General features: G+C 38.0%; 17 protein-coding genes and 2 pseudogenes. 7 read left to right on the forward strand and 12 right to left on the reverse strand.

Annotated elements, in window-relative coordinates; translation table 11 throughout:
• Positions 1-408: 408 nt before the first annotated feature.
• Positions 409-1140 carry a phosphatase PAP2 family protein gene (locus A6E06_RS09470; RefSeq protein WP_065592484.1) on the forward strand — a complete coding sequence of 244 codons (732 nt, stop codon included), beginning with the start codon at positions 409-411 and terminating at the stop codon, positions 1138-1140.
• Here the strand turns inward: A6E06_RS09470 and A6E06_RS20210 are convergent.
• Positions 1137-1265: pseudogene (locus A6E06_RS20210) on the reverse strand (LysR family transcriptional regulator); the annotation flags it as partial. The gene A6E06_RS09470 and the pseudogene A6E06_RS20210 sit on opposite strands and share 4 nt — an antisense overlap.
• Positions 1266-1278: 13 nt before the next feature.
• Here A6E06_RS20210 and A6E06_RS09475 point away from each other — a divergent pair.
• Positions 1279-1560 (forward strand): annotated as a pseudogene (locus A6E06_RS09475) (aspartate/glutamate racemase family protein); the annotation flags it as partial.
• Between the two features lie 2 nt (positions 1561-1562).
• Here the strand turns inward: A6E06_RS09475 and nrfF are convergent.
• The 6 genes from nrfF to nrfB all read right to left on the reverse strand — a co-directional run bounded on the left by nrfF (position 1563) and on the right by nrfB (position 6764).
• The gene (gene nrfF / locus A6E06_RS09480; protein WP_065592483.1) at positions 1563-2018 is read right to left on the reverse strand and encodes a heme lyase NrfEFG subunit NrfF; all 456 of its coding nucleotides are present in this window, start codon (positions 2016-2018) and stop codon (positions 1563-1565) included.
• A complete protein-coding gene (locus A6E06_RS09485) occupies positions 2018-2545 on the reverse strand; it encodes a DsbE family thiol:disulfide interchange protein (RefSeq protein WP_065592482.1) in 528 nt (175 codons plus the stop codon). The genes nrfF and A6E06_RS09485 overlap by 1 nt, the downstream gene beginning before the upstream one ends.
• Positions 2542-4428: a heme lyase CcmF/NrfE family subunit gene (locus A6E06_RS09490; RefSeq protein ID WP_065592481.1), complete on the reverse strand. Its 1887-nt coding sequence runs from the start codon at positions 4426-4428 to the stop codon at positions 2542-2544. Before A6E06_RS09490 ends, A6E06_RS09485 begins: the two co-directional genes overlap by 4 nt.
• Positions 4429-4521: 93 nt before the next feature.
• Positions 4522-5478 (reverse strand): cytochrome c nitrite reductase subunit NrfD, encoded by a 957-nt coding sequence (nrfD, locus tag A6E06_RS09495; protein ID WP_065592480.1) that lies wholly within the window; start codon positions 5476-5478, stop codon positions 4522-4524.
• Between the two features lies 1 nt (position 5479).
• Positions 5480-6166 (reverse strand): cytochrome c nitrite reductase Fe-S protein, encoded by a 687-nt coding sequence (nrfC, locus tag A6E06_RS09500; protein WP_065592479.1) that lies wholly within the window; start codon positions 6164-6166, stop codon positions 5480-5482.
• A 1-nt stretch (position 6167) separates the two neighbouring features.
• Positions 6168-6764 (reverse strand): cytochrome c nitrite reductase pentaheme subunit, encoded by a 597-nt coding sequence (gene nrfB, locus A6E06_RS09505; protein WP_065592478.1) that lies wholly within the window; start codon positions 6762-6764, stop codon positions 6168-6170.
• A gap of 488 nt (positions 6765-7252) precedes the next feature.
• Here nrfB and nrfA point away from each other — a divergent pair, with 488 nt between their 5' ends.
• A complete protein-coding gene (gene nrfA, locus A6E06_RS09510) occupies positions 7253-8692 on the forward strand; it encodes an ammonia-forming nitrite reductase cytochrome c552 subunit (protein ID WP_065592477.1) in 1440 nt (479 codons plus the stop codon).
• 123 nt (positions 8693-8815) lie between these two features.
• On the opposite strand, the gene A6E06_RS09515 is transcribed toward nrfA, so the two are convergent.
• The 3 genes from A6E06_RS09515 to A6E06_RS09525 form a co-directional block, all read right to left on the reverse strand.
• Positions 8816-9460, reverse strand: a complete 645-nt coding sequence (locus A6E06_RS09515; protein ID WP_065592476.1) for a heme lyase — start codon at positions 9458-9460, stop codon at positions 8816-8818.
• A gap of 140 nt (positions 9461-9600) precedes the next feature.
• Positions 9601-10374 (reverse strand): phospholipase A, encoded by a 774-nt coding sequence (locus tag A6E06_RS09520; protein WP_065592475.1) that lies wholly within the window; start codon positions 10372-10374, stop codon positions 9601-9603.
• Between the two features lie 77 nt (positions 10375-10451).
• Positions 10452-12797: a helicase-related protein gene (locus tag A6E06_RS09525; RefSeq protein ID WP_065592474.1), complete on the reverse strand. Its 2346-nt coding sequence runs from the start codon at positions 12795-12797 to the stop codon at positions 10452-10454.
• Positions 12798-12951: 154 nt separating this feature from the next.
• Between A6E06_RS09525 and A6E06_RS09530 the strand changes: the two genes are divergently transcribed.
• The 3 genes from A6E06_RS09530 to A6E06_RS09540 all read left to right on the forward strand — a co-directional run bounded on the left by A6E06_RS09530 (position 12952) and on the right by A6E06_RS09540 (position 15793).
• Positions 12952-14640, forward strand: coding sequence for an NAD-dependent malic enzyme (locus A6E06_RS09530; RefSeq protein ID WP_065592473.1), 1689 nt, complete (start codon positions 12952-12954; stop codon positions 14638-14640).
• Between the two features lie 116 nt (positions 14641-14756).
• Positions 14757-15089: a DUF3392 domain-containing protein gene (locus tag A6E06_RS09535; protein ID WP_060991277.1), complete on the forward strand. Its 333-nt coding sequence runs from the start codon at positions 14757-14759 to the stop codon at positions 15087-15089.
• A 26-nt stretch (positions 15090-15115) separates the two neighbouring features.
• Positions 15116-15793: a vancomycin high temperature exclusion protein gene (locus tag A6E06_RS09540; protein ID WP_065592472.1), complete on the forward strand. Its 678-nt coding sequence runs from the start codon at positions 15116-15118 to the stop codon at positions 15791-15793.
• A gap of 50 nt (positions 15794-15843) precedes the next feature.
• Here A6E06_RS09540 and A6E06_RS09545 read toward each other — a convergent pair whose 3' ends face one another.
• Both A6E06_RS09545 and A6E06_RS09550 read right to left on the reverse strand, forming a co-directional pair.
• Positions 15844-17175: a GGDEF domain-containing protein gene (locus A6E06_RS09545; RefSeq protein ID WP_065592471.1), complete on the reverse strand. Its 1332-nt coding sequence runs from the start codon at positions 17173-17175 to the stop codon at positions 15844-15846.
• Between the two features lie 355 nt (positions 17176-17530).
• Positions 17531-18802 carry a MipA/OmpV family protein gene (locus tag A6E06_RS09550; protein ID WP_065592508.1) on the reverse strand — a complete coding sequence of 424 codons (1272 nt, stop codon included), beginning with the start codon at positions 18800-18802 and terminating at the stop codon, positions 17531-17533.
• A gap of 220 nt (positions 18803-19022) precedes the next feature.
• Between A6E06_RS09550 and A6E06_RS09555 the strand changes: the two genes are divergently transcribed.
• A complete protein-coding gene (locus A6E06_RS09555) occupies positions 19023-19376 on the forward strand; it encodes a hypothetical protein (protein ID WP_065592470.1) in 354 nt (117 codons plus the stop codon).
• Positions 19377-19385: the final 9 nt, after the last annotated feature.

Consider the following 19385-nt stretch of genomic DNA (forward strand, 5'->3'; position numbering starts at 1 on the left):
ACCAAACGAGGAATTAGGAATGAGGCGTAATTAGACCATTTTTTATAAGCAAAAAAAAGGCTCTATACCTCTAGAGTCTATATTCATTGAGCGACCTATCAATTTTATGAATTAAATCAAAAAGAATGCCTTATCATTTTAGCTCTATTTTTATAGAGTGAGGAGTGTATGGATATGCTTTCGGAGCAGATATCTGACCCGTGTTTTTTGACAAACATTTAAATCTACTCTTACAATGATTAATACAGATAACGGTACTTTAAAAAATAAAACACTGATCACTTGAAATATCTTGTTACAATGACGGCCTGTCGCTCTATTTTATTGTGGGCTTTCTTACTTTATTTTGACCATAAATAATCTAAGCAAAGTACACTACCTTTACTTGATTTTATTAAATGAATTACTATGTTATTTTCTTTTTCACCGAAATACCGCACCTATGAGTTAGCTATTTTTATTCTTTTAATTTTAAGTATGTTAGCTATACTTTTAATCATCCCAACCCCAAATTTATTTGATCCTTTATCAAATATAGGAAGTCATGGTTTGGGTTGGTTAAGTCGCTCTGCTGGGTCGCCTATGTTTCTTCTCACATCAGCTATATTCTGTAGTATTCCTATACTAAAGCGTTTACCTATAAAAAAAATAGGCGCTCTGTATGTTCAATTTGCTATCCTTTTAGTGTTAAGTTTAGCCCTCAAAATTGGCGTTAAAGCCATCACAGAAATTCCTCGACCTTATACTCAGGCTTTAGTCCAAGTTGATTTAATCGATAGTCCAGAAAATTTTTATGCCCTTAGTGAAAGTAATAAAGACATACTTATTACGCAGGTGGAAAACATTGTGAGCCCGGCTCGTATCGAACAATGGCGTAGTGGTATGAACTATTCATTCCCATCAGGGCATACTATTTTTGCAGCAATTTGCGTTTTATTTTGGGGAGGTTTCTTACTCCGTCATAAGCACTATTTGCTTACTTTCCTTGTCTTGACATGGGGCATTGGTGTTGGGCTTAGCCGTATATGGCTTGGAATGCACTGGCCAACAGATCTAATGGCTTCTATTATCAGTGCGTCCCTTTTAATTCTTTGTGTACCAACCATCAGTTTTGATAAAGAACCCATAATCAATAATTAAGACTCGATATCACAAAGAATACTCCACACTTTTTCACCCGCAGGATGTAATCTAGCTTGATAACGATACGCATAATATGCAATAGAAAGTCGCAATGATTGCCCACCAATAATTGCGACTTTTTTTGTTTTAAATGATGTGATTGAAACTGACGATTTACAACAACAAGCAGTGATGGCAGGAATTTACGAAGTAAAAGCAGGTAATGTAGAGAAAGGGAAAGCGATGATGTTACCTGTTTTTGAAGATATGCTAGCCCAAGGTGCAGAAGCGGTTATTTTTGGTTGTACTGAAATTCCTGTCGCATTGGCTGAACAAAATATGAATTCACCAAAGCTGTGCTTAGACTCACTAGAAATATTAGCAAAATGTTGTGTAGAATGGTCTTATGAAGCAGAGCACACCGCATTAGCAAGCTAAGCTTACTGTTTACGATTCTTCTTCACTGATTTAACCGCCATAATGCCAAAGCCAATAAGTAACAATAACGGCAATAGCCAAAGTACATAGGTTTTAGCATTTAATGGCGGTTCATATAAAACAAAATCGCCAAAACGACGCGTCATAAATGCCACCACTTCTTTATCACTCTTACCTGCTTTGATCTGTTGATACACTTCTAAACGCAGATCTTTCGCTATCGGTGAATTTGACTCAATTAAATTTTGATTTTGACATTGTGGACAACGTAAGCTTTTCGCCAATGCTATCGCTTGTCGCTGCTGCTCTGGAGAATCAAATTCAAACAGCTCTACACTTTCTATTGTCGCTTTGTCAGCAGCAACAAATAAACCATTACTGCTATCCAATGATGCATTAACGGAAAATACAGAACATAAGCAGAATAACGACACCAATAGATTAAAAGAACGCTTCATTATTTCGCCTCAAAAAAGTCAGCAAATTCACGCTGCCATTTCTTTTCATCTAAAGCACCAGTAAAGCGATGTAATATAATACCTTGTTGATTCACTAGAAACGTTGTTGGTGTGCCATATACACCTAAATCCATCGCTAGAGAGCCCCTAGGGTCAAAAATCACCGCTTGATAAGGGCTGCCTGTTTGTTCTAATACTTGTTTAGCTGCAATGCGATCATCTCTATAATCCAAACCGATAATATTCACACCCTGCTCTTTTAATTGATGTAAAAACTGATGTTCTGTTTTGCAAATCCCACACCATGCAGCCCAAACATTTAGCAAAGTTAGTGGCTGTTGTTGAAATAACGATTCATCTAATAATATGGAAGTATCCATGACTTCTGGTAATTCAAACGCAGGAATAGGTTGCCCTACCATTGCGGTTGATGTTGTCGATTCTTTTGTTTCTAATCCTGTCAGTAACAAGATAAAGACAATCGCACATACACCAACGGCGATCCCTATTTTTACTGTTGATTTCATGAATAATTACTCTTTCTTTTTACCATAGCTAATACACCACCAAGCGCCATCAAAATAGACCCAAACCAAATCCATCGTACATACGCTTTATATTGTAAACGTAATGCGAAACTGCCGTCTTTTAATTTTTCACCTAACGTCACGTATATATCACCATGCCAAAACCAATGCATTGCAGGTTCACTCATGTTCATTACACGAACTTGATAATGACGGCGTTGTGGCTGAACCATGGCTATTTCTTTGCCATTTTCACGTATCAATAGATTTGCTTGTTCTGCAGTGTAATTTGAACCTACCAGTAATTCGGTTTCTTTATAAGTGATCTCATAATCGGCTAATTTAGCGGTTATGCCCGGTTCCATTTTCGCACTGTTTTCAAAAGAGTGTTCACTATTCATCGCTGCACCAATCATCACTATCGCAATACCAATATGAGCGATAACCATTCCTAGCGCTTTGCCTTTGGACTGTATCAGCGACCAAATAGACCCCATTACTACAGCGAAAGCTAGCACCCAAACCAAGCTAGGAATTACTGCGATATTTTCATATTGAACACGATATATTCCTAGCCCTAGCACAATAGACATCAAGCCTGAAATAACGATCTTCTTGGTATTTGCATTTGTCGTCTTTCCTTCCCAACGAACAAAGACCGACACGGCGATCATGAACAAAGCAACAATCGCCATTGGCACAAATAACAGATTAAAATAAGGCGCTCCAACGGAGATATTTCCTAATCCGAAAATTTGGAAAATCATAGGATAAAATGTGCCAAGTAATACTGTGATTGTTGCGATTAAAAATAAACCTGCGAGCAATAAAAATAGAAAATCACGACTGATAAAATGACGAATAGGCTGGCTATTTAACTGTCTACTTTTTAATGAATACAGAGAAAAAGAGACTAACATAACCACAAATAAGATCAGAAGAAGAATGATCCCACGAGTTGGGTCCACCGCGAATGCATGAACAGAAGTAAGCACCCCTGAGCGGACGACAAACGTCCCTAAAATACTCAAACAAAATGTCACTAATGACAGGATCATCGACGTTTTTAGAAGTTGGTTTTTCTTATCACTCGCGATTAAGGTATGCAGTAAACCCGTTGCGGTTAACCAAGGTAACAAAGAGGCGTTTTCAACCGGATCCCAAAACCACCAACCGCCCCAACCGAGTTCATAATATGCCCACCACGAGCCTAAACTGATCCCAGCAGTCAATAATGACCATGCTAATAGTGTCCAATGTCTTGCGTGTTTAACCCAATATTGCGGTACGTCTTTCATCATCAACGCAGCAAGTGCAAAAGCAAATGTTGCGGCAAACCCAACGTAACCTAAGTACAATAATGGCGGATGAAATATTAATCCAATATCTTGCAGCATTGGATTCAAATCTCGACCTTCTACTGGGGTATTGATATAAATAATGAAGGGGTTTGAAGCAAATAAAGTAAAAGCAGCAAAAATAGCAATTAGCGCATTAAGTACCAGTAATACTCTAATAACGTACTCTGTTTGTATTGTTTTTCTCTTTAGCGTAATTAAACCTGCCCATAGCGTTAAGGTTAATACCCAAAACAATAATGATCCTTCATGCCCCCCCCAAATAGCGGCAATTTTAAAAAATACAGGTAATGCAGAATTAGAGTGTTCAGCAATATATCGGATTGAAAAATCATCAATATAAAAGCCATACCCCAATGCAGAGACGGAAAGAAAGCAAAATAAAGTACTAAGAATCGAGAGAGGGAAAATCAACGTTGCCCAAGCTAACTGAGATCGTAATATTCCATATATAGCAGACATGAAAGCAACAAAAGATAACACCATCGTTGCTATTAACCAAAATTGACCTATTTCAGCAATCATATAACTCCACTGATCCCCTCAAAAAATAAAAACGCCATGCTTATCCTACTGTGACTTAAATAAGTAACTTAAGATAAACATGACGATACTGCATTATACGACGGTCATTTGTCCTGCGTATAAAACAAAGGTACGAAGCATTAATACACCAATTAAGCTCAATGATGTGACTACAAAAATAAAGCCCTTACTGTGCGAGACTTCTTTAGGTGCAAATGCATTGAGCGCCAATGGCGTGATCATTCCTAGGCCAATAACACCTACCCAGAACCAAGTACCCCAAAATCCACCACCAATTGCAGCCCAAGCAGCTACTTCACCTTGGCCACCACTGAAGATCAATCCAGTAAAGAAAGTGATAATAACAAACAACTCAAACAGCACGACTGGTCGTTCAAAGTTATGTATCCATGACACTGCAGGACTCTTACTCGATTCACCAAAACCTAAAATACCAAACAGCAAACACGCCGCGGCACCAGAAGATAAACTAGAGAACAAGAATAGAATCGGCAATACCGGATTATTCAACATTGGGTAGGTTTGTAATGCGGACAATAAAAACCCAGTATAGGCAGCAAGCATTATTGCAAGAATACCTAAAAACAATTCTAACGCATTTTCAAACTTCTCTATTTTCAACAAAATAGCATCAATAAAAGTGAACTTCCCTTTTAAAAATCCCATGATATCTTTGCGAAAAATAATCCCAATCCAAGCAAACAAGACGACCATGTAGACTTGGAATAAAACCACCCCCATCGACATTACCGAGGTTGGGTTAAAGTAGATCATGATTTTCCAAAATGCTAACGGTTTTGTTAGATGGAATACCAAAATCAGCAAGCCGACAATAATGCCAAAAGGCGCTAAAATCGCCATGGCTTTTATAATGCCGTTATGCGCAGGATCTCCTTCAATGACGTTACGCTTCAAGTACAGTGAAATCATCACGGCACCGGCAGACATACCTGCTAAGAAAAGGTAGATCGCAATGATCCAATCCCAAACTAAGGAGTCAAAATTAAACGCAGCTTCCCATGCACTCATCTTAAATCTCCCCTTTTTGGTTTGGGATCTTAAATAACTTAGGCTTAGTGCCTAGATCCACTTTATCTCGGTAGAATACGCTATTATTTAATACCGCATTAATCTCGCTGTCTTTATCGTTCAAATCACCAAAAATAAGTGCTTTTGTTGGACACGATTCAACACACGCAGGTTGTTTACCTTGAGCTAAATTCGTCTCACGACAAAAATCACATTTATCTGCAGATTTAGTAACAGGGTTAAAGAAACGTACTTGATAAGGACACGCCGCTAAACAGTAGCCGCACCCTACACATTTTTCGTTATGGACATCGACAATACCAGTTGCTTCGTCTTTATAAGCAGCGCCTGTCGGACACACCATTACACAAGGTGCATTTTCACAGTGTTGGCATGACTTACGCGTAAAGCGATAATCGACATCAGGGAACTCTCCACGCGGTTCACTACGGATAATCTCTAATCGAGAAACCCCTTCTGGCACACTGTTCACTTCACGGCACGCTTCAGTACACGCAGTACAACCAATACAGGCCGTCTCATCATGCACCATACCATAACGTTTTGCGCCATCTTCCATTGAATAAGCCAGCGTTTTTTTACTGCTTATTAATGACGTAGTTGCGACTCCGGTAGTAAAGATAACCGCACCCGAACCAGCTAAAAAATTTCGTCTAGAACAACTCATACTATTCTCCTAGCTTATTTTCTTTCTGATTAAAATCAGCGTGGCAGTCAACACACATCTTTATCTTTGATGAATGGTCAAAAGAAAGTACCGCTTCTTTTTCTCCATGCACAATATGACAAGATGAGCAGGTTAGATTTTTAGCGTGAACGTCATGCGTCCAGCTATCATCACGCAAATCTTCTGAAGTGTGGCAATCAGTACACTGGCTATTAGCTTGTAAAATTTCATCAAACGAAAGGGTCACTTTTTCCGTGCCTGCTTTTGATTGTGCCGCAGAATATTTGGTTACTTGAGGTGCGCCTTCTCGATGATCAGGCCCAATTGATTTATGACACTCAACACAATTCACATCACGTTTAAGTACGTCAAATGCATTCTTACCGTGAGAACCTTTGAGTGTTTCTTTTTCGTCTTTATGACATTGAGTACATGCGTAATCTCGGTCACGAATCAGTGTCACTTCATGTCGAACAGATGAATTAGCATCAACTAATTGGGGTGATTCATCCGCTGCAACATTGAGAGACAAACCATAGAGACAAAATGCGAAGAGTAGCTTCAACATTGTGACTATGGCTAAATTAACTTTGCCCATGTTATATCCTTCCCTTTCCTATTTTATTTCAGTCAAATCAATCAAAGATCGAACATAAATAAAATGGATGAGTGATTGTATTGATGAAGAAATACACTCTTCATTGAAATCAATTCTCACTGGATAGTTAGCCACAACGCTTAACAGAGACAGTTTATATATAAATGTGTCGAAATAATACAAAGTGTGTCTTATAAAATGCATCTGTCTACCACTTTTGTGATATGGCGCAGATAGAGTTATCTCACTGTTATATAAGGTAAATAAGAACCATTATTAATAAGATGCATTTAAGTTAATACTTTAGAGGTATAAATATTTATTGGTGATATAGATCACTTATGTAACTTGATGTAAATCAATACAAACTCCGATGAAAAAATGACCTTTCCTTATCTACGATATACTCATTATGTTTCCAATTCTGATTGATAGTCGTTCTCACAACGCTTGGCTAATTCATAACAAGAATATTGGAGATATCAACTGTGAAAAAGCAATGGACCCGTCGTTCAGTCGCTGCAATTGCCATGGTGACTACCTTATTATTAAGTAGCCACAGCTTTGCCGATTCTGAAAAAAATGAACGAGTTGACCCTCGTAATGAAGCGTATGCCAAAGAACATGCTGAACAATATAAATCTTGGCGATCTACTTCTGACAGCGTACAAATTGAAGATGCCTTAGCTGGAGACCCAAACATGGTTATCATGTGGGCAGGCTATGGTTTTGCTAAAGACTACAATAAAGCCCGTGGGCATTTTTACGCGATAGATGATGTACGTGAAACCTTACGTACCGCAGGCCCAACCGATGCAAACTCTGGCCCAATGCCAATGGCATGTTGGAGCTGTAAAAGCCCAGATGTTGGCCGTGTCATCGAAGAACAAGGTGAAGATGGCTATTTTTCTGGTAAATGGGCTCGTTTAGGCAGTGAAATTCAAAACCCGATTGGTTGTGCTGATTGCCACGATACTCGTAGCGAAGAATTTAAAAATGGCGAGCCCGCGTTAGCTATTACTAAACCTCATGTTGAACGAGCAATGGATGCAATCAATAAACCATTTGATGATCAATCACGCTTAGACCAACAAGCCTCTGTATGCGGTCAATGTCACGTCGAATACTACTTCACAGGAAAAACCAAAGCCGTTAAATTCCCTTGGGATAAAGGGACTACGGTTGACGAAATGGAAGAGTACTATGACGAAATTGGCTTTAGTGATTGGACTCATAAAGTCTCTAAAGCTCCAATGCTAAAAGCACAACACCCAGGCTACGAAACATGGCGTGAAGGCATCCATGGTAAAAACAAGGTCACTTGTGTTGATTGTCATATGCCAAAAGTAACAAATGAAGATGGCACTGTTTATACAGACCACAAAGTGGGTAACCCATTTGATCGCTTTGAAGATACGTGTGCTAATTGTCATACGCAATCAAAAGAAATGCTACAAGGTGTCGTCGCAAGCCGTAAAGCTCAAGTTTTAAAAATGAAATTAACAGCAGAGCGTCAAATTGTCGCTGCGCATTTTGAAGCAGGAGCGGCATGGGATGCTGGAGCAACAAAAGAAGAGATGGAACCTATCCTATTAGATATCCGTCATGCACAATGGCGTTGGGATTATGCAATTGCTTCACATGGTATTCATATGCATGCACCTGAAATCGCCCTAGAAGTATTAGGCACTGCTGTTGATAAAGCGGCTGATGCGCGAACTAAACTTATTCGACTACTAGCGAAAAAAGGCATTACCGACCCGATAGTTATTCCTGACATTTCAACCAAGGCTGCGGCACAAAAAGCCCTTGGAATGGATATGGAAGGCATGGAAGCGGAGAAAAAACATTTCTTAGAAACCCTCGCACCTAAATGGGATGAGCAAGCAAAAGAACGTGAAGCCAAAGATTATCCACCAATACAATAATACGTTACTCAACTGAATGTTTATTATTGTGGCGTTTTAATTATCATTAATAAACAATAAAAAAAGCCGATATTTCAAATGAAATATCGGCTTTTTCATATCGTTAACTCTTTAACTCTTTAACTAGCGACGAGCTTGCATTAATTGTTTCGCTTGGTTAATCGAATTAATGATAGTGACTCTATCAACATCTACACGTTCAGAATCTAAAATTTTCTGCCATGCATTAATTGCTTTTTGATAACGGAAAGTTACAAAATGGTCAGAAGCAATTAACGTTAAGGCCGCTTGATTGTATTCATCTAATGCCAACGCTTTATCCAATAGTTTTTCTATGTCTTCATCAAATAACTGAGAATGTAGATAATACTGAGCAGTAGCTTTGGCTGCGTATTGATTTGCTGTTGGTTCTTCGGTTAGTCGAATAACATAACCAAAACAAATATTGGCTGCATTCAATTCACCATTAAGTAAATAGCCTTGCCCTATTTCAAACCACAATTCAGCATCGTTTGGCGACGCTTTCAATTGGTCTTCTAAATAGCGCATCTTGTCATCATACGACAAGGGCCCTAATGGTTCAGTAATGACTTTATTATTTACAGCAAACTTTTCAGGGCGTAAACCCGAAGAAAAAATAACAATCATGCTAATGATGACTATAAATATCATCCAAACTGGATTCAATGACGCTGCATTACCGCGACTAAAAAACCACCACAGTACCGCCCCAATAAGAACAAAACTCAATAACATCATTATTATCATATTGTGTATCCAAATAAAAAACTGCCGCGATCGTAATTCAATTTTAAACGGATCACAATGATCATTGTCATAGACCAAATAATCCCTAAATTAGGGTCTATTCAAAAAATGACGAGGGTTATCGTATATAAAATTCACTCTTAATTTGGTGGTAATAATCTCATACCAATACCAATACGGCTGTGATTATAATTGTAATCAATCAACGTTTCGCCATAACCGGTCCAACCTTGAACATACAAGCCAATGAATTTATTTACATACAACGTGTAGGCCGCTTCTACGCCACCTTTATTTGTATCAAAGTTATAATGAAATCGAGTTGAAAATTCACCAATGTCATTCCCTAATTTTAACCATACATCGTAAGGGGCCATGAAATCATTAATATCTTCGTTATTTTCTTCATCACTAAAGACATACCATGCACGAAAACCATACTGTACCGGTCCATCAAGACGCTCTAAAGAGCCATAAACGCGATCCCAACTGCGAGATAATCCAGATGTTTGACCATTAGATTCATGCATATAACCAAATTCTGCGCTGTTAAAAAACAACATATTGGATTGATGCATCACAAAAAATTGAGGTTTATAGTTCGTTTCTCTAAAAGGTGATGATATTTCATTGTTACCTAATTGCCATAATGACTTTTGGGTATAAGAAAACATAAAAGCCGTAGTATTATTCATCGGAATTAATGGAACAGCTAAGGAAAACTGAAACTTTACTTCTACATTTTGAAGACCATTTGCATCTTCAAATCCACCACTCACGTATTCGTCTTTGTTTATTTTATCGGTGTAACTTCCTAGCAAATAACTGTCTTCGTAAGCAGAAATACTATTAAGCGTTTTTGCTGATGTCATGAAGGGTAACGCCAATGCAATTAATAGCATCCATTTTTTCATAATTGACCTTTTGTCAGAAACCTGTCTTTTTCACTAATAAGCAAAATACATACCGACATTGACGCTAACTCACAGAGTTATCTAACGTCAATGTTACGACTGGCTTTTTTATATTGAATGCGCCAACCAGACCAGGTTGGAAGCTCCCACCTTTTAACATCCCCTTTTCGTTGGCCTTTTACATAATTTAGCAAAATACGCTTACTTTGAGGGAAATAGTCGACAGATAAGGTGATATCCGGCAAAACAACATGCTGAGGATAGGTTTTTATAAAGTCAGACATTTCCCACTCAGGGATCCCATCAAATATAAAATCAGTTTCATCAAATATCGTCATCTCTTCTAAAGAAGTAATACCAAGATCTTCTAATTGTTCTGTAAACCAAGATTCAAACGTCACTACTGAACTTATTTTATTGCCATTAAGTTGACAATAGAGTTGCCAAGCCGCAATTTCAGTCATTCTTTTCTCTTTAAATGACGGTAATATGCTCCCCTCCATGACTTGAGAGACGATTGCTGGAATCGCATCCACCTCTGTGGGCTCTACACATTTAATCATTAACAGTCGATTTGCATAATAATATTCATGAGCGATTTTCAGATCTTTATCATCATGAATGCATTCGCCAATACGACAGTCAGCCAGTCCAGAATCAATAATCCAAGATAATTCTATTGGCGCTAAGGCTGTACCTATCGTTAAAGTCTGCTTATTGCCTCTTCCGGGAAGAGAAAATTGGTCAAACACAACAGCAGCCTCATAAACAGGCAAAAAATGACTATGTCGTCCTAATACAACCTCTTGCTTACCATTACCAAACGCTTCTCTTCGTTTTTCTCTTCGAATATAAACTAGCTCTGGTAATTTTTTAACCAATTGCTGTAACACTTCATCTCTTTTTAATCGACTACTCGCCTCTAACTCAGGTAATGATAATTCTGACCTAATTTGTACCGCGAGAGCTTGTGCTTCTTTACGCAACTCATCATCGATCGTTAATCCATGGCATTCATGCCCACGAATAATAGAAACTAGCGTTACTACATCACACGACTTTGGATTCCAGCGTAAAAATTCATCTAGCGCCATCTCAGAATTAGACAATGAACACAGTTTATTTGATACAGATAATCCCGCGACTACATCAATCACGGTTTCTTTTTCCGCTTTACCTTCTACCACTGAAATCATGTGTGAAAAAAGAGTATCAATAGGCAAAGGAAATAAACGTAAACCATAGTCGGTAATGAGTAATTCTGAATCAATCGCCCCCATTTGCTTTAATTTTTCCTCTGCTAAACAGAGTGACTTTTCAGGCAAGGATTCAAGAAGCGCTATCTCACGTAATTTAACACCACAACTTGCGGCAGCAAGTACTGCCTCAACTAATTCTTCTCTTTGTAATTCTGGAGGTGTCATTGACTCTAATGGTGCGTGTTCGCCAAACAATCGAATGGCTCGCCCTGCTTGAGTACGACCTGCTCGTCCTGAACGTTGATCTCTGCTCGCTTTTGAAATCGCTTGCAGTGAAAGAGTCGTTCGCCCGTTACGCTGGTGCGTCCTTCTCTCTAATCCAGAATCAATGACAACAGTAACATTTGGTATGGTTAGCGACGTCTCAGCTATATTAGTAGAGAAAATAATTCGTTGTTGAGAAGTTTGAGTTAAAGCTTGATGTCGATAAGTATCAGATACGCCTGCAAATAAAGGAATGGCTACAGTGTTGGAGAATTTTGTAGCCGCAATTTGAACGCATTGTATTATTTCTTTTTTACCGGGTAAAAATACCAATATATCTCCGGTTTCACCTTGCTTTAATGTGTTTACTAAAGCCTCAATAATTCGTTGTTCTAAATCTTGGTTCGAAGGCATTTTCTGCGGGTGATCGGCAATATTTGAAATCATCACCTCAAATTGGCGTCCTTCAGCCGTTAATACGTCAGCATTGGCATATTCTGCTAATTTCTGACTTTCCATTGTTGCCGACGTCAAAATCAACCGATGTTTTTGGTGTTTATTTAACAGGGCCAATAATATATCGGTATCCCAGCGGCGCTCATGAAACTCATCAATCATCACAACATCAAACGTTGCTAATCTATCTTCCATAAACCACTTTAACGCAATACCTGGAGTAACAAAGACTATCTTGCTGTCCTCGCTATATTGAGCATCCAATTTAATCGCATAACCAATATCAGTCCCTAAAACACACTCATGTTGTAAAGCGAGATACTCAGCTAAAGCAGTACAAGCAATTCGTCTTGGTTCAATCACTAATACTCTGCCATATTCAGCAGCCCATAACGGTAAATGTGTTGATTTCCCTGATCCCGTTTCAGATTGAATAACTAAATTTTTACGTGGAATAGAAGCAGAAAACTCAGAATGAATCGCATTAATTGGTAATAAAGACATATAAACCGAGAGATAAAAGGATATTTCACTACTTTAGCGGATTTGATTGATAAAAACATGACTCTATTCGCACTTTATTTTCATTCACGCTTTGATATTTGCGTTAAGTAGGCATAGGATCTGTGGTTCATTCTTGATTTGAAGAAGCATAACAATGAATAACAACAAACGTCCCCTATATATCCCTTATGCTGGCCCAGCACTTCTAAGTACTCCTCTGCTAAATAAAGGCAGCGCATTCAGCACAACTGAGCGTAAATATTTTAACTTAGAAGGCTTACTTCCTGAAGCTATCGAAAGTATTGAAGAGCAAACTGGTCGTGCTTATAAGCAATATCAAAGTTTTGAAAATGATATGGATAAGCATATCTACCTTCGCAATATTCAAGACACGAATGAGACCTTGTTTTATCGCTTAGTTCAAAACCACATCAGCGAAATGATGCCAATTATTTACACACCAACCGTTGGTGCTGCGTGTGAAAACTTCTCAAACATCTACCGTCGTGGTCGTGGACTATTCATCTCTTATGAAAACAAAAACCGCATTGATGATCTACTAAACAACGCTGCAAACCAAAACGTAAAAGTTATCGTGGTGACTGATGGTGAGCGTATTCTTGGTCTAGGTGATCAGGGGATCGGTGGCATGGGCATCCCAATTGGTAAATTAGCACTGTATACCGCTTGTGGTGGTATCAGCCCTGCTCATACTTTACCAATCGTTCTTGATGTGGGTACAAATAACCCTCAACGCCTTGCTGACCCTATGTACATGGGCTGGCGTCATCCTCGTGTTACTGGTGACGAATATAAAGATTTTGTTGAAGAGTTCATTCAAGCCGTTCAACGTCGCTGGCCTCAAGCTCTCGTTCAATTTGAAGATTTCGCTCAGAAAAATGCGATGCCTTTACTTGAACGTTATAAAAATCGTATTTGTTGCTTTAATGATGATATTCAAGGAACCGCTGCGGTTACTGTTGGCTCTTTACTTGCGGCATGTAAAGCAGCAGGAAGTTCATTAGCTCAGCAACGAGTGACTTTCCTTGGTGCCGGTTCTGCTGGGTGCGGTATTGCAGAAGCAATCATTGCTCAGATGGTATCGGAAGGTATCTCTGATGCTCAAGCTCGCTCTCAAGTGTACATGGTTGACCGTTGGGGCTTATTGCAAGAAGGCATGCCCAACCTGCTTGATTTCCAACAACGCTTAGTTCAAAAAGCAGAAAATACGAAAGAATGGGTTTCTGAAGAGCCAAACTACTCTCTTGTTGATGTCATGCGTAATGCTAAACCAACCGTATTGATTGGTGTATCTGGTGCCCCTGGGTTGTTCAGTAAAGAAGTTATCCAAGAGATGCATAAACATTGTGAACGTCCTATTGTGTTCCCACTGTCTAACCCAACAAGCCGTGTTGAAGCAACGCCAAACGACATTATTCGTTGGACTGATGGACAAGCATTAGTAGCAACAGGTAGCCCGTTTGATCCGGTAACTCACAACGGTCAAACTTACCCAATTGCACAATGTAATAACAGCTTCATCTTCCCTGGTATTGGTCTCGGTGTCTTAGCAATTAAAGCAACTCGTGTTTCTGATGCAATGTTAAGAGAATCAAGTCGTGCATTAGCAGAGTGTTCTCCATTGGCGATTAATGGCTCAGGTGCGCTTCTTCCACCATTGGAAGAAATTCATACTGTATCGAAGAAAATTGCTTTCGCCGTTGCTAAAAAAGCAATCGAACAAGGTTATGCCTTAGAAATTACCGACGAAGCATTGCATCAAAAAATTGAACAATACTTCTGGAAACCGGTTTACCGTCGCTACAAACGAACTGCGTTTTAATTAAAAGTTTCAACCGAAATCAAAACCAGAGAACATTTCTCTGGTTTTTTTTTAACTATCTGTTCTATAAGAGATAGAATAGTCAGCAATAATTATTTTATAAAAAGATGGCTTACATGAATCACATTGTTTCTTTTTTTAATTCCATGGGGAGCTACTTAACTCCTTATTTATCTGATATCTCAATTGCAATGATTGCTTGTGCTCTTGTTATGCTTGGCGGTGATATTAATCGAGCAGTTAGAGCCTTTTTATCAGGTAAACATTTCCTAATCCGTACAGGGGCTTTCATTGGCATTAATGCATTTGGTTATGGATTGTTAATTGTAAAAGCATCGCCTATTCTCAGTTCTGCTTTACGCTCTATTCAGCCAGCTTTTATGCTTGCTATTGTTTTTTCGACCTTTATTATAATTGGTGCGTGGGCACAGAAAAATCGCCAAGTGTAAGTATCGTTAATTTAAGTTGAGGAATGATGACAATCTCAGTGTTTGACATAATGAAGAAGTGGCTAAAAATAGCAACGATTGTAATGATTACACTTACATCTTGTGTTTTAGCTGCCGATTTTTATATGTCTTTTTCAACACAATCACAATTATACCAAGACATTGAAGCCCTTCCGGCTCAAGAAACGGCATTAGTTCTAGGGACTAGTAAGTATATTCGTAGAACATTAAACCCTTATTATCAATACCGTATTGATGCTGCAATTGCTTTATTTAAACAAAATAAAGTCTCACATTTTTTATTAAGCGGTGATAATGCTCATCGTTCATATAATGAACCATGGACAATGAAGCGCGATTTATTAAAAGCAGGGATCCCCGAAGATAAAATAACGCTTGATTACGCAGGATTTAGAACATTAGATTCAGTACAACGAGCCAAAGAAATATTTGATGCCAATAGCTTAACTATTGTTACACAAGAATTTCATTGTCAACGTGCTGTATTTATTTCTAACCATTTCGATATGGATACTGTTTGTTTAGTCGTTCCATCACCCACCGGATGGGCAAACAGAAAAATTCGATTCAGAGAAGTACTTGCAAGAACCAAAGCGATGCTAGATTTGTATGTATTTCATGTTCAACCAAAGTTTCTAGGCCCTAAAGAACCGATTAAACATAGCTCTCCTCCTGTTGAATAATCACTAAAAAAGCCTTACTGCATCAAACAATAAGGCTTCTTTGAAAATTGTTAGTTTATATAATGAACGCTAGACTCTGCTACTACGATATTCTGACTTATCACAACTCTATTACGACCGGCATTTTTTGCTTTATATAAAGCATCATCCGCTCGTGCAATGACTTCTGTAATTCGTTCGTTTTTCATTTCAGCCACCCCAAAACTACTGGTTAAGGGTTCATTATGACACCATAAATGATGTTCAATTGTATGGCGGATCTGCTCTGCTTTTTCAGCAGCTTCTACTAAATTATGATTTGGGCTGAAAACAATAAACTCCTCCCCTCCCCAGCGGACCAAAAAGTCTGTACTTTTGATAGCTCCCGTAATGACCAATACAAACTCTCTTAATATATCATCGCCGGTTTGATGGCCTAATTCATCGTTAACCTTTTTGAAATAATCAATATCAATATAGATAACAGAAAATGTTTGCTTACCCCAGCGCACTTGTTGTGACATTCTATCAAGCCAAGCTCTCACCGCGTTTCGGTTTCGTGCTCCTGTTAATGAATCACGATGAGCAAGCTCAGCAAACTCCACATTTTTTTCTTTTAGGCTGTCATTAAGGTTTTTTAGCCTACCTTCACGATAAGTACTTGCTTTAAGCTTTTTATTAAGCCTTTTCTGTTCATACCAAACATAACTCATGATTATTGCTAACCATACGTATAAAATACTTTTGAGTAATGTCGTTTCTTTTATCCAAACGCCACGAAACTCAATGCTATTAATTGTTATGTCAAACTCACCATCAGCTACACCCGATGCGGTCGCAATTTCAATAATCGAAATATTAGAAAACTCTGGAGCGGCATGCTCAACAGCTACTTTATAATCTGCAATCCACCAAGTAAGAACTTGGAAGTCTGATAAATCAATCTCTTTTGGTCCAGTATTAAAACCAGGCTCATACTCAATACCGTTAAACTTTAGTGATGCTGCATCATTTCTTTTTGTATAAGCGGGGTTACTGTTACGCAAATAGACACGTAAACGGCCGTTAGGATCTGTACTTTTATAATCAATATCTAACACTAATTTTGAATAATCAGAGAGATCTATTCCTTTAAAAATGCTGTCTGAAAGGTGAATAGCCGCCTCACAATAAGGCCAAGGATAGTTACCCCTTTTTAGTTCACATATTAAATTTGGTTGTCCATTACCATCAACAAGTCTTGATTCACTAATACCACCCACCTTAGTATCGTCAGCGGCATAATATGCATGCATATTTGGGCTAATCGTTATCGTTTTTGTATCACCGTAAAAATGATACCAAGTTAGGATACCAATAGAGAAAATTAACATCCCTATTGTGATTTTTTGAAGTACTCGCATAGTGATCCTTTATACAAGCGTTTAAATCATAAGACACTCGTCTCAAAAAAATAATAACCCACTTAATTTTCATCGCAAAGTAATATCGTTAAAGTAATCCGTTAATCATTAATATTCAGCTTATTTTATGACAAAGTTCAAAAAACACATGGCTATAATTCACAAGTTGCAACATTGGATCGCAAAAATTAACTCATTGATTTTATAGTCAAGATAATGACTGCTCGTTATATCATTGACGAAAAAATAGAATTCATAGCTAAATAAACCAGGCCATATTTATCTGACATAATTTATACATATAAAAAAGCGCCGTATTAAAAATACAGCGCTATTTTATATTTAGTCGAATAATTTAAATATCGAATTGAACATAGATACTGTTGTAGTTACTGCCGCCTTTAATCCTGCCATATTGGGATGAATTTTCAAAAATAGCTGAACGGTGGTGAATACTATAACCAACCCAGACACCATCAAGATCTCGATGATTAAATAAATCGCCTAAATTGACATCAAAAGAGAAATCAAGATAATTTAACAATTTACTTTCTTTATAGCCCTTTTCATCCATTTCAGACTGTTCAATATAGGAAACATGGTTAATGTACGAAAGGCCTTCTGCAACACCAAATCTCCATTTTATTGGCCATGGCACAGTTACATAAGCTTTAATTGCGACAACAAATTCAGAACTTAAATCTTGTACGTCTGATTTCCAATGCTGTACATAACCTGGAGTCAAGTAAAGGTCTATCGGCAAAGAAAACAACTCATCTGTTAAAGGTAATCCATAAAACACAGACGTCATTTGATTATTGTAAGGATCTTTTTCTGTATCTAAATTAATAATATCGCCGATATTTGAAGGAGTCGCCCACCCATGTGCGATTCGTAAATACGGCTTATTTTTAATGTCTTTTCGGGAAGAAGTACCGCTATCGGTAAAAAAGCCCACCCCTAAGAAATATTCAAATTCCCAACGATTATCAATATATTCACTGCTATAGGCACTATCATCTAAACGAGAGACATAACTTCCTCCCAGAAGATATAAATTAGACGTAACATGGTAGCGAGACATAAAACCCGCTTTCACATCAACTCCTGCACTTAATCTGTCGTTAGTATCGTCATTTAAACCATAATAATAATTATTAAACTCGGCTTCTTTCCATCGAGTTTCAATACTTGGATTAAACCACCAGTCACCAGACTCAATTTCCGCACCTAATGTGAAATTCATATAAGCACGAAACTCAGGATCAACCATTAGCTCTGAATCAAAAAACCACTCATCGTCAATATGGTAACGAACTTGAAAACCGGTATCGACAACATCTCCACCCGCTTGATTTTGAACTTCCTTAGGGAGATCAAAATAACGAAGTCTCATCAAGGCACTTAATTGCCATTCACTTTCTTGATATAAAAAAACGCCGCCTTCCATACCATTAATAAATACATAATCATTCTCAAAAAACATCATCGGTATAAACGTTGATACTGTTTCAGTGTCCGTTTCATAAGGAATACTGGCCGTCCTAACGACCCCAGCGATACCCCACTGCTTTTCTTTTTCTGTAGAAGAGCTCCCAATGATCCCTTTAGCATTCTTATTATCAATCGTCTCGGCATTAGCCCAGCTAACAAGAAAAAATGAGATAATAAAAAGAAGTGTCGGGTTCAAATTAAAAATGTACTTATGCAAAAGGATTCTCTAGATTAAATTAATGGTAAAAAAACAAACGCTTTAAGTAATTGAACTAAATATCGTTTCAATCACCTTTAAAATTTAAGTATAGTGTTACTACTAATGAATACTACTCCACATATTGAGAATCAATGTGCAAATTTCTGAATTAATTAAATGCTTACAAGATATTCAAGCGACTCATGATGATGATCTTGAAGTCGTTACTGGAGAAGAATGGTTCCCAGAACAGCTATTAGCCTCAAATGTTCAACATAATATGACTTTTTTACAATTTGACCGTATGCCTAGTGATATACCAGTAGAAATTGACGCTCGTGGTTTTCTAGAACATGAAGAGTTACTGATTAAGACACTTATAAATAATGTTATCTTTAGTGAATTAGAGCCTGAAGCAATGGTCGAAAAACTAACATCAATGCTTATTTTTAGTCATGAAAATATCAGTTCAGATGTGATTGAACATTTCAACCAAGCAGAAAAGTAAAAAGTAGGC

It is taken from the genome of Aliivibrio sp. 1S175 (genome assembly GCF_001690985.1).
GTDB lineage: Bacteria > Pseudomonadota > Gammaproteobacteria > Enterobacterales > Vibrionaceae > Aliivibrio.

Excerpts from the sequence above, each read along its gene's own strand:
- A6E06_RS09470 (WP_065592484.1), top strand. The coding sequence starts at position 409 with ATGTTATTTTCTTTTTCACCGAAATACCGCACCTATGAGTTAGCTATT.
- nrfF (WP_065592483.1), bottom strand. The coding sequence starts at position 2,018 with ATGAAGCGTTCTTTTAATCTATTGGTGTCGTTATTCTGCTTATGTTCT.
- A6E06_RS09485 (WP_065592482.1), bottom strand. The coding sequence starts at position 2,545 with ATGAAATCAACAGTAAAAATAGGGATCGCCGTTGGTGTATGTGCGATT.
- A6E06_RS09490 (WP_065592481.1), bottom strand. The coding sequence starts at position 4,428 with ATGATTGCTGAAATAGGTCAATTTTGGTTAATAGCAACGATGGTGTTA.
- nrfD (WP_065592480.1), bottom strand. The coding sequence starts at position 5,478 with ATGAGTGCATGGGAAGCTGCGTTTAATTTTGACTCCTTAGTTTGGGAT.
- nrfC (WP_065592479.1), bottom strand. The coding sequence starts at position 6,166 with ATGAGTTGTTCTAGACGAAATTTTTTAGCTGGTTCGGGTGCGGTTATC.
- nrfB (WP_065592478.1), bottom strand. The coding sequence starts at position 6,764 with ATGGGCAAAGTTAATTTAGCCATAGTCACAATGTTGAAGCTACTCTTC.
- A6E06_RS09515 (WP_065592476.1), bottom strand. The coding sequence starts at position 9,460 with ATGATAATAATGATGTTATTGAGTTTTGTTCTTATTGGGGCGGTACTG.
- A6E06_RS09520 (WP_065592475.1), bottom strand. The coding sequence starts at position 10,374 with ATGAAAAAATGGATGCTATTAATTGCATTGGCGTTACCCTTCATGACA.
- A6E06_RS09525 (WP_065592474.1), bottom strand. The coding sequence starts at position 12,797 with ATGTCTTTATTACCAATTAATGCGATTCATTCTGAGTTTTCTGCTTCT.
- A6E06_RS09530 (WP_065592473.1), top strand. The coding sequence starts at position 12,952 with ATGAATAACAACAAACGTCCCCTATATATCCCTTATGCTGGCCCAGCA.
- A6E06_RS09535 (WP_060991277.1), top strand. The coding sequence starts at position 14,757 with ATGAATCACATTGTTTCTTTTTTTAATTCCATGGGGAGCTACTTAACT.
- A6E06_RS09540 (WP_065592472.1), top strand. The coding sequence starts at position 15,116 with ATGACAATCTCAGTGTTTGACATAATGAAGAAGTGGCTAAAAATAGCA.
- A6E06_RS09545 (WP_065592471.1), bottom strand. The coding sequence starts at position 17,175 with ATGCGAGTACTTCAAAAAATCACAATAGGGATGTTAATTTTCTCTATT.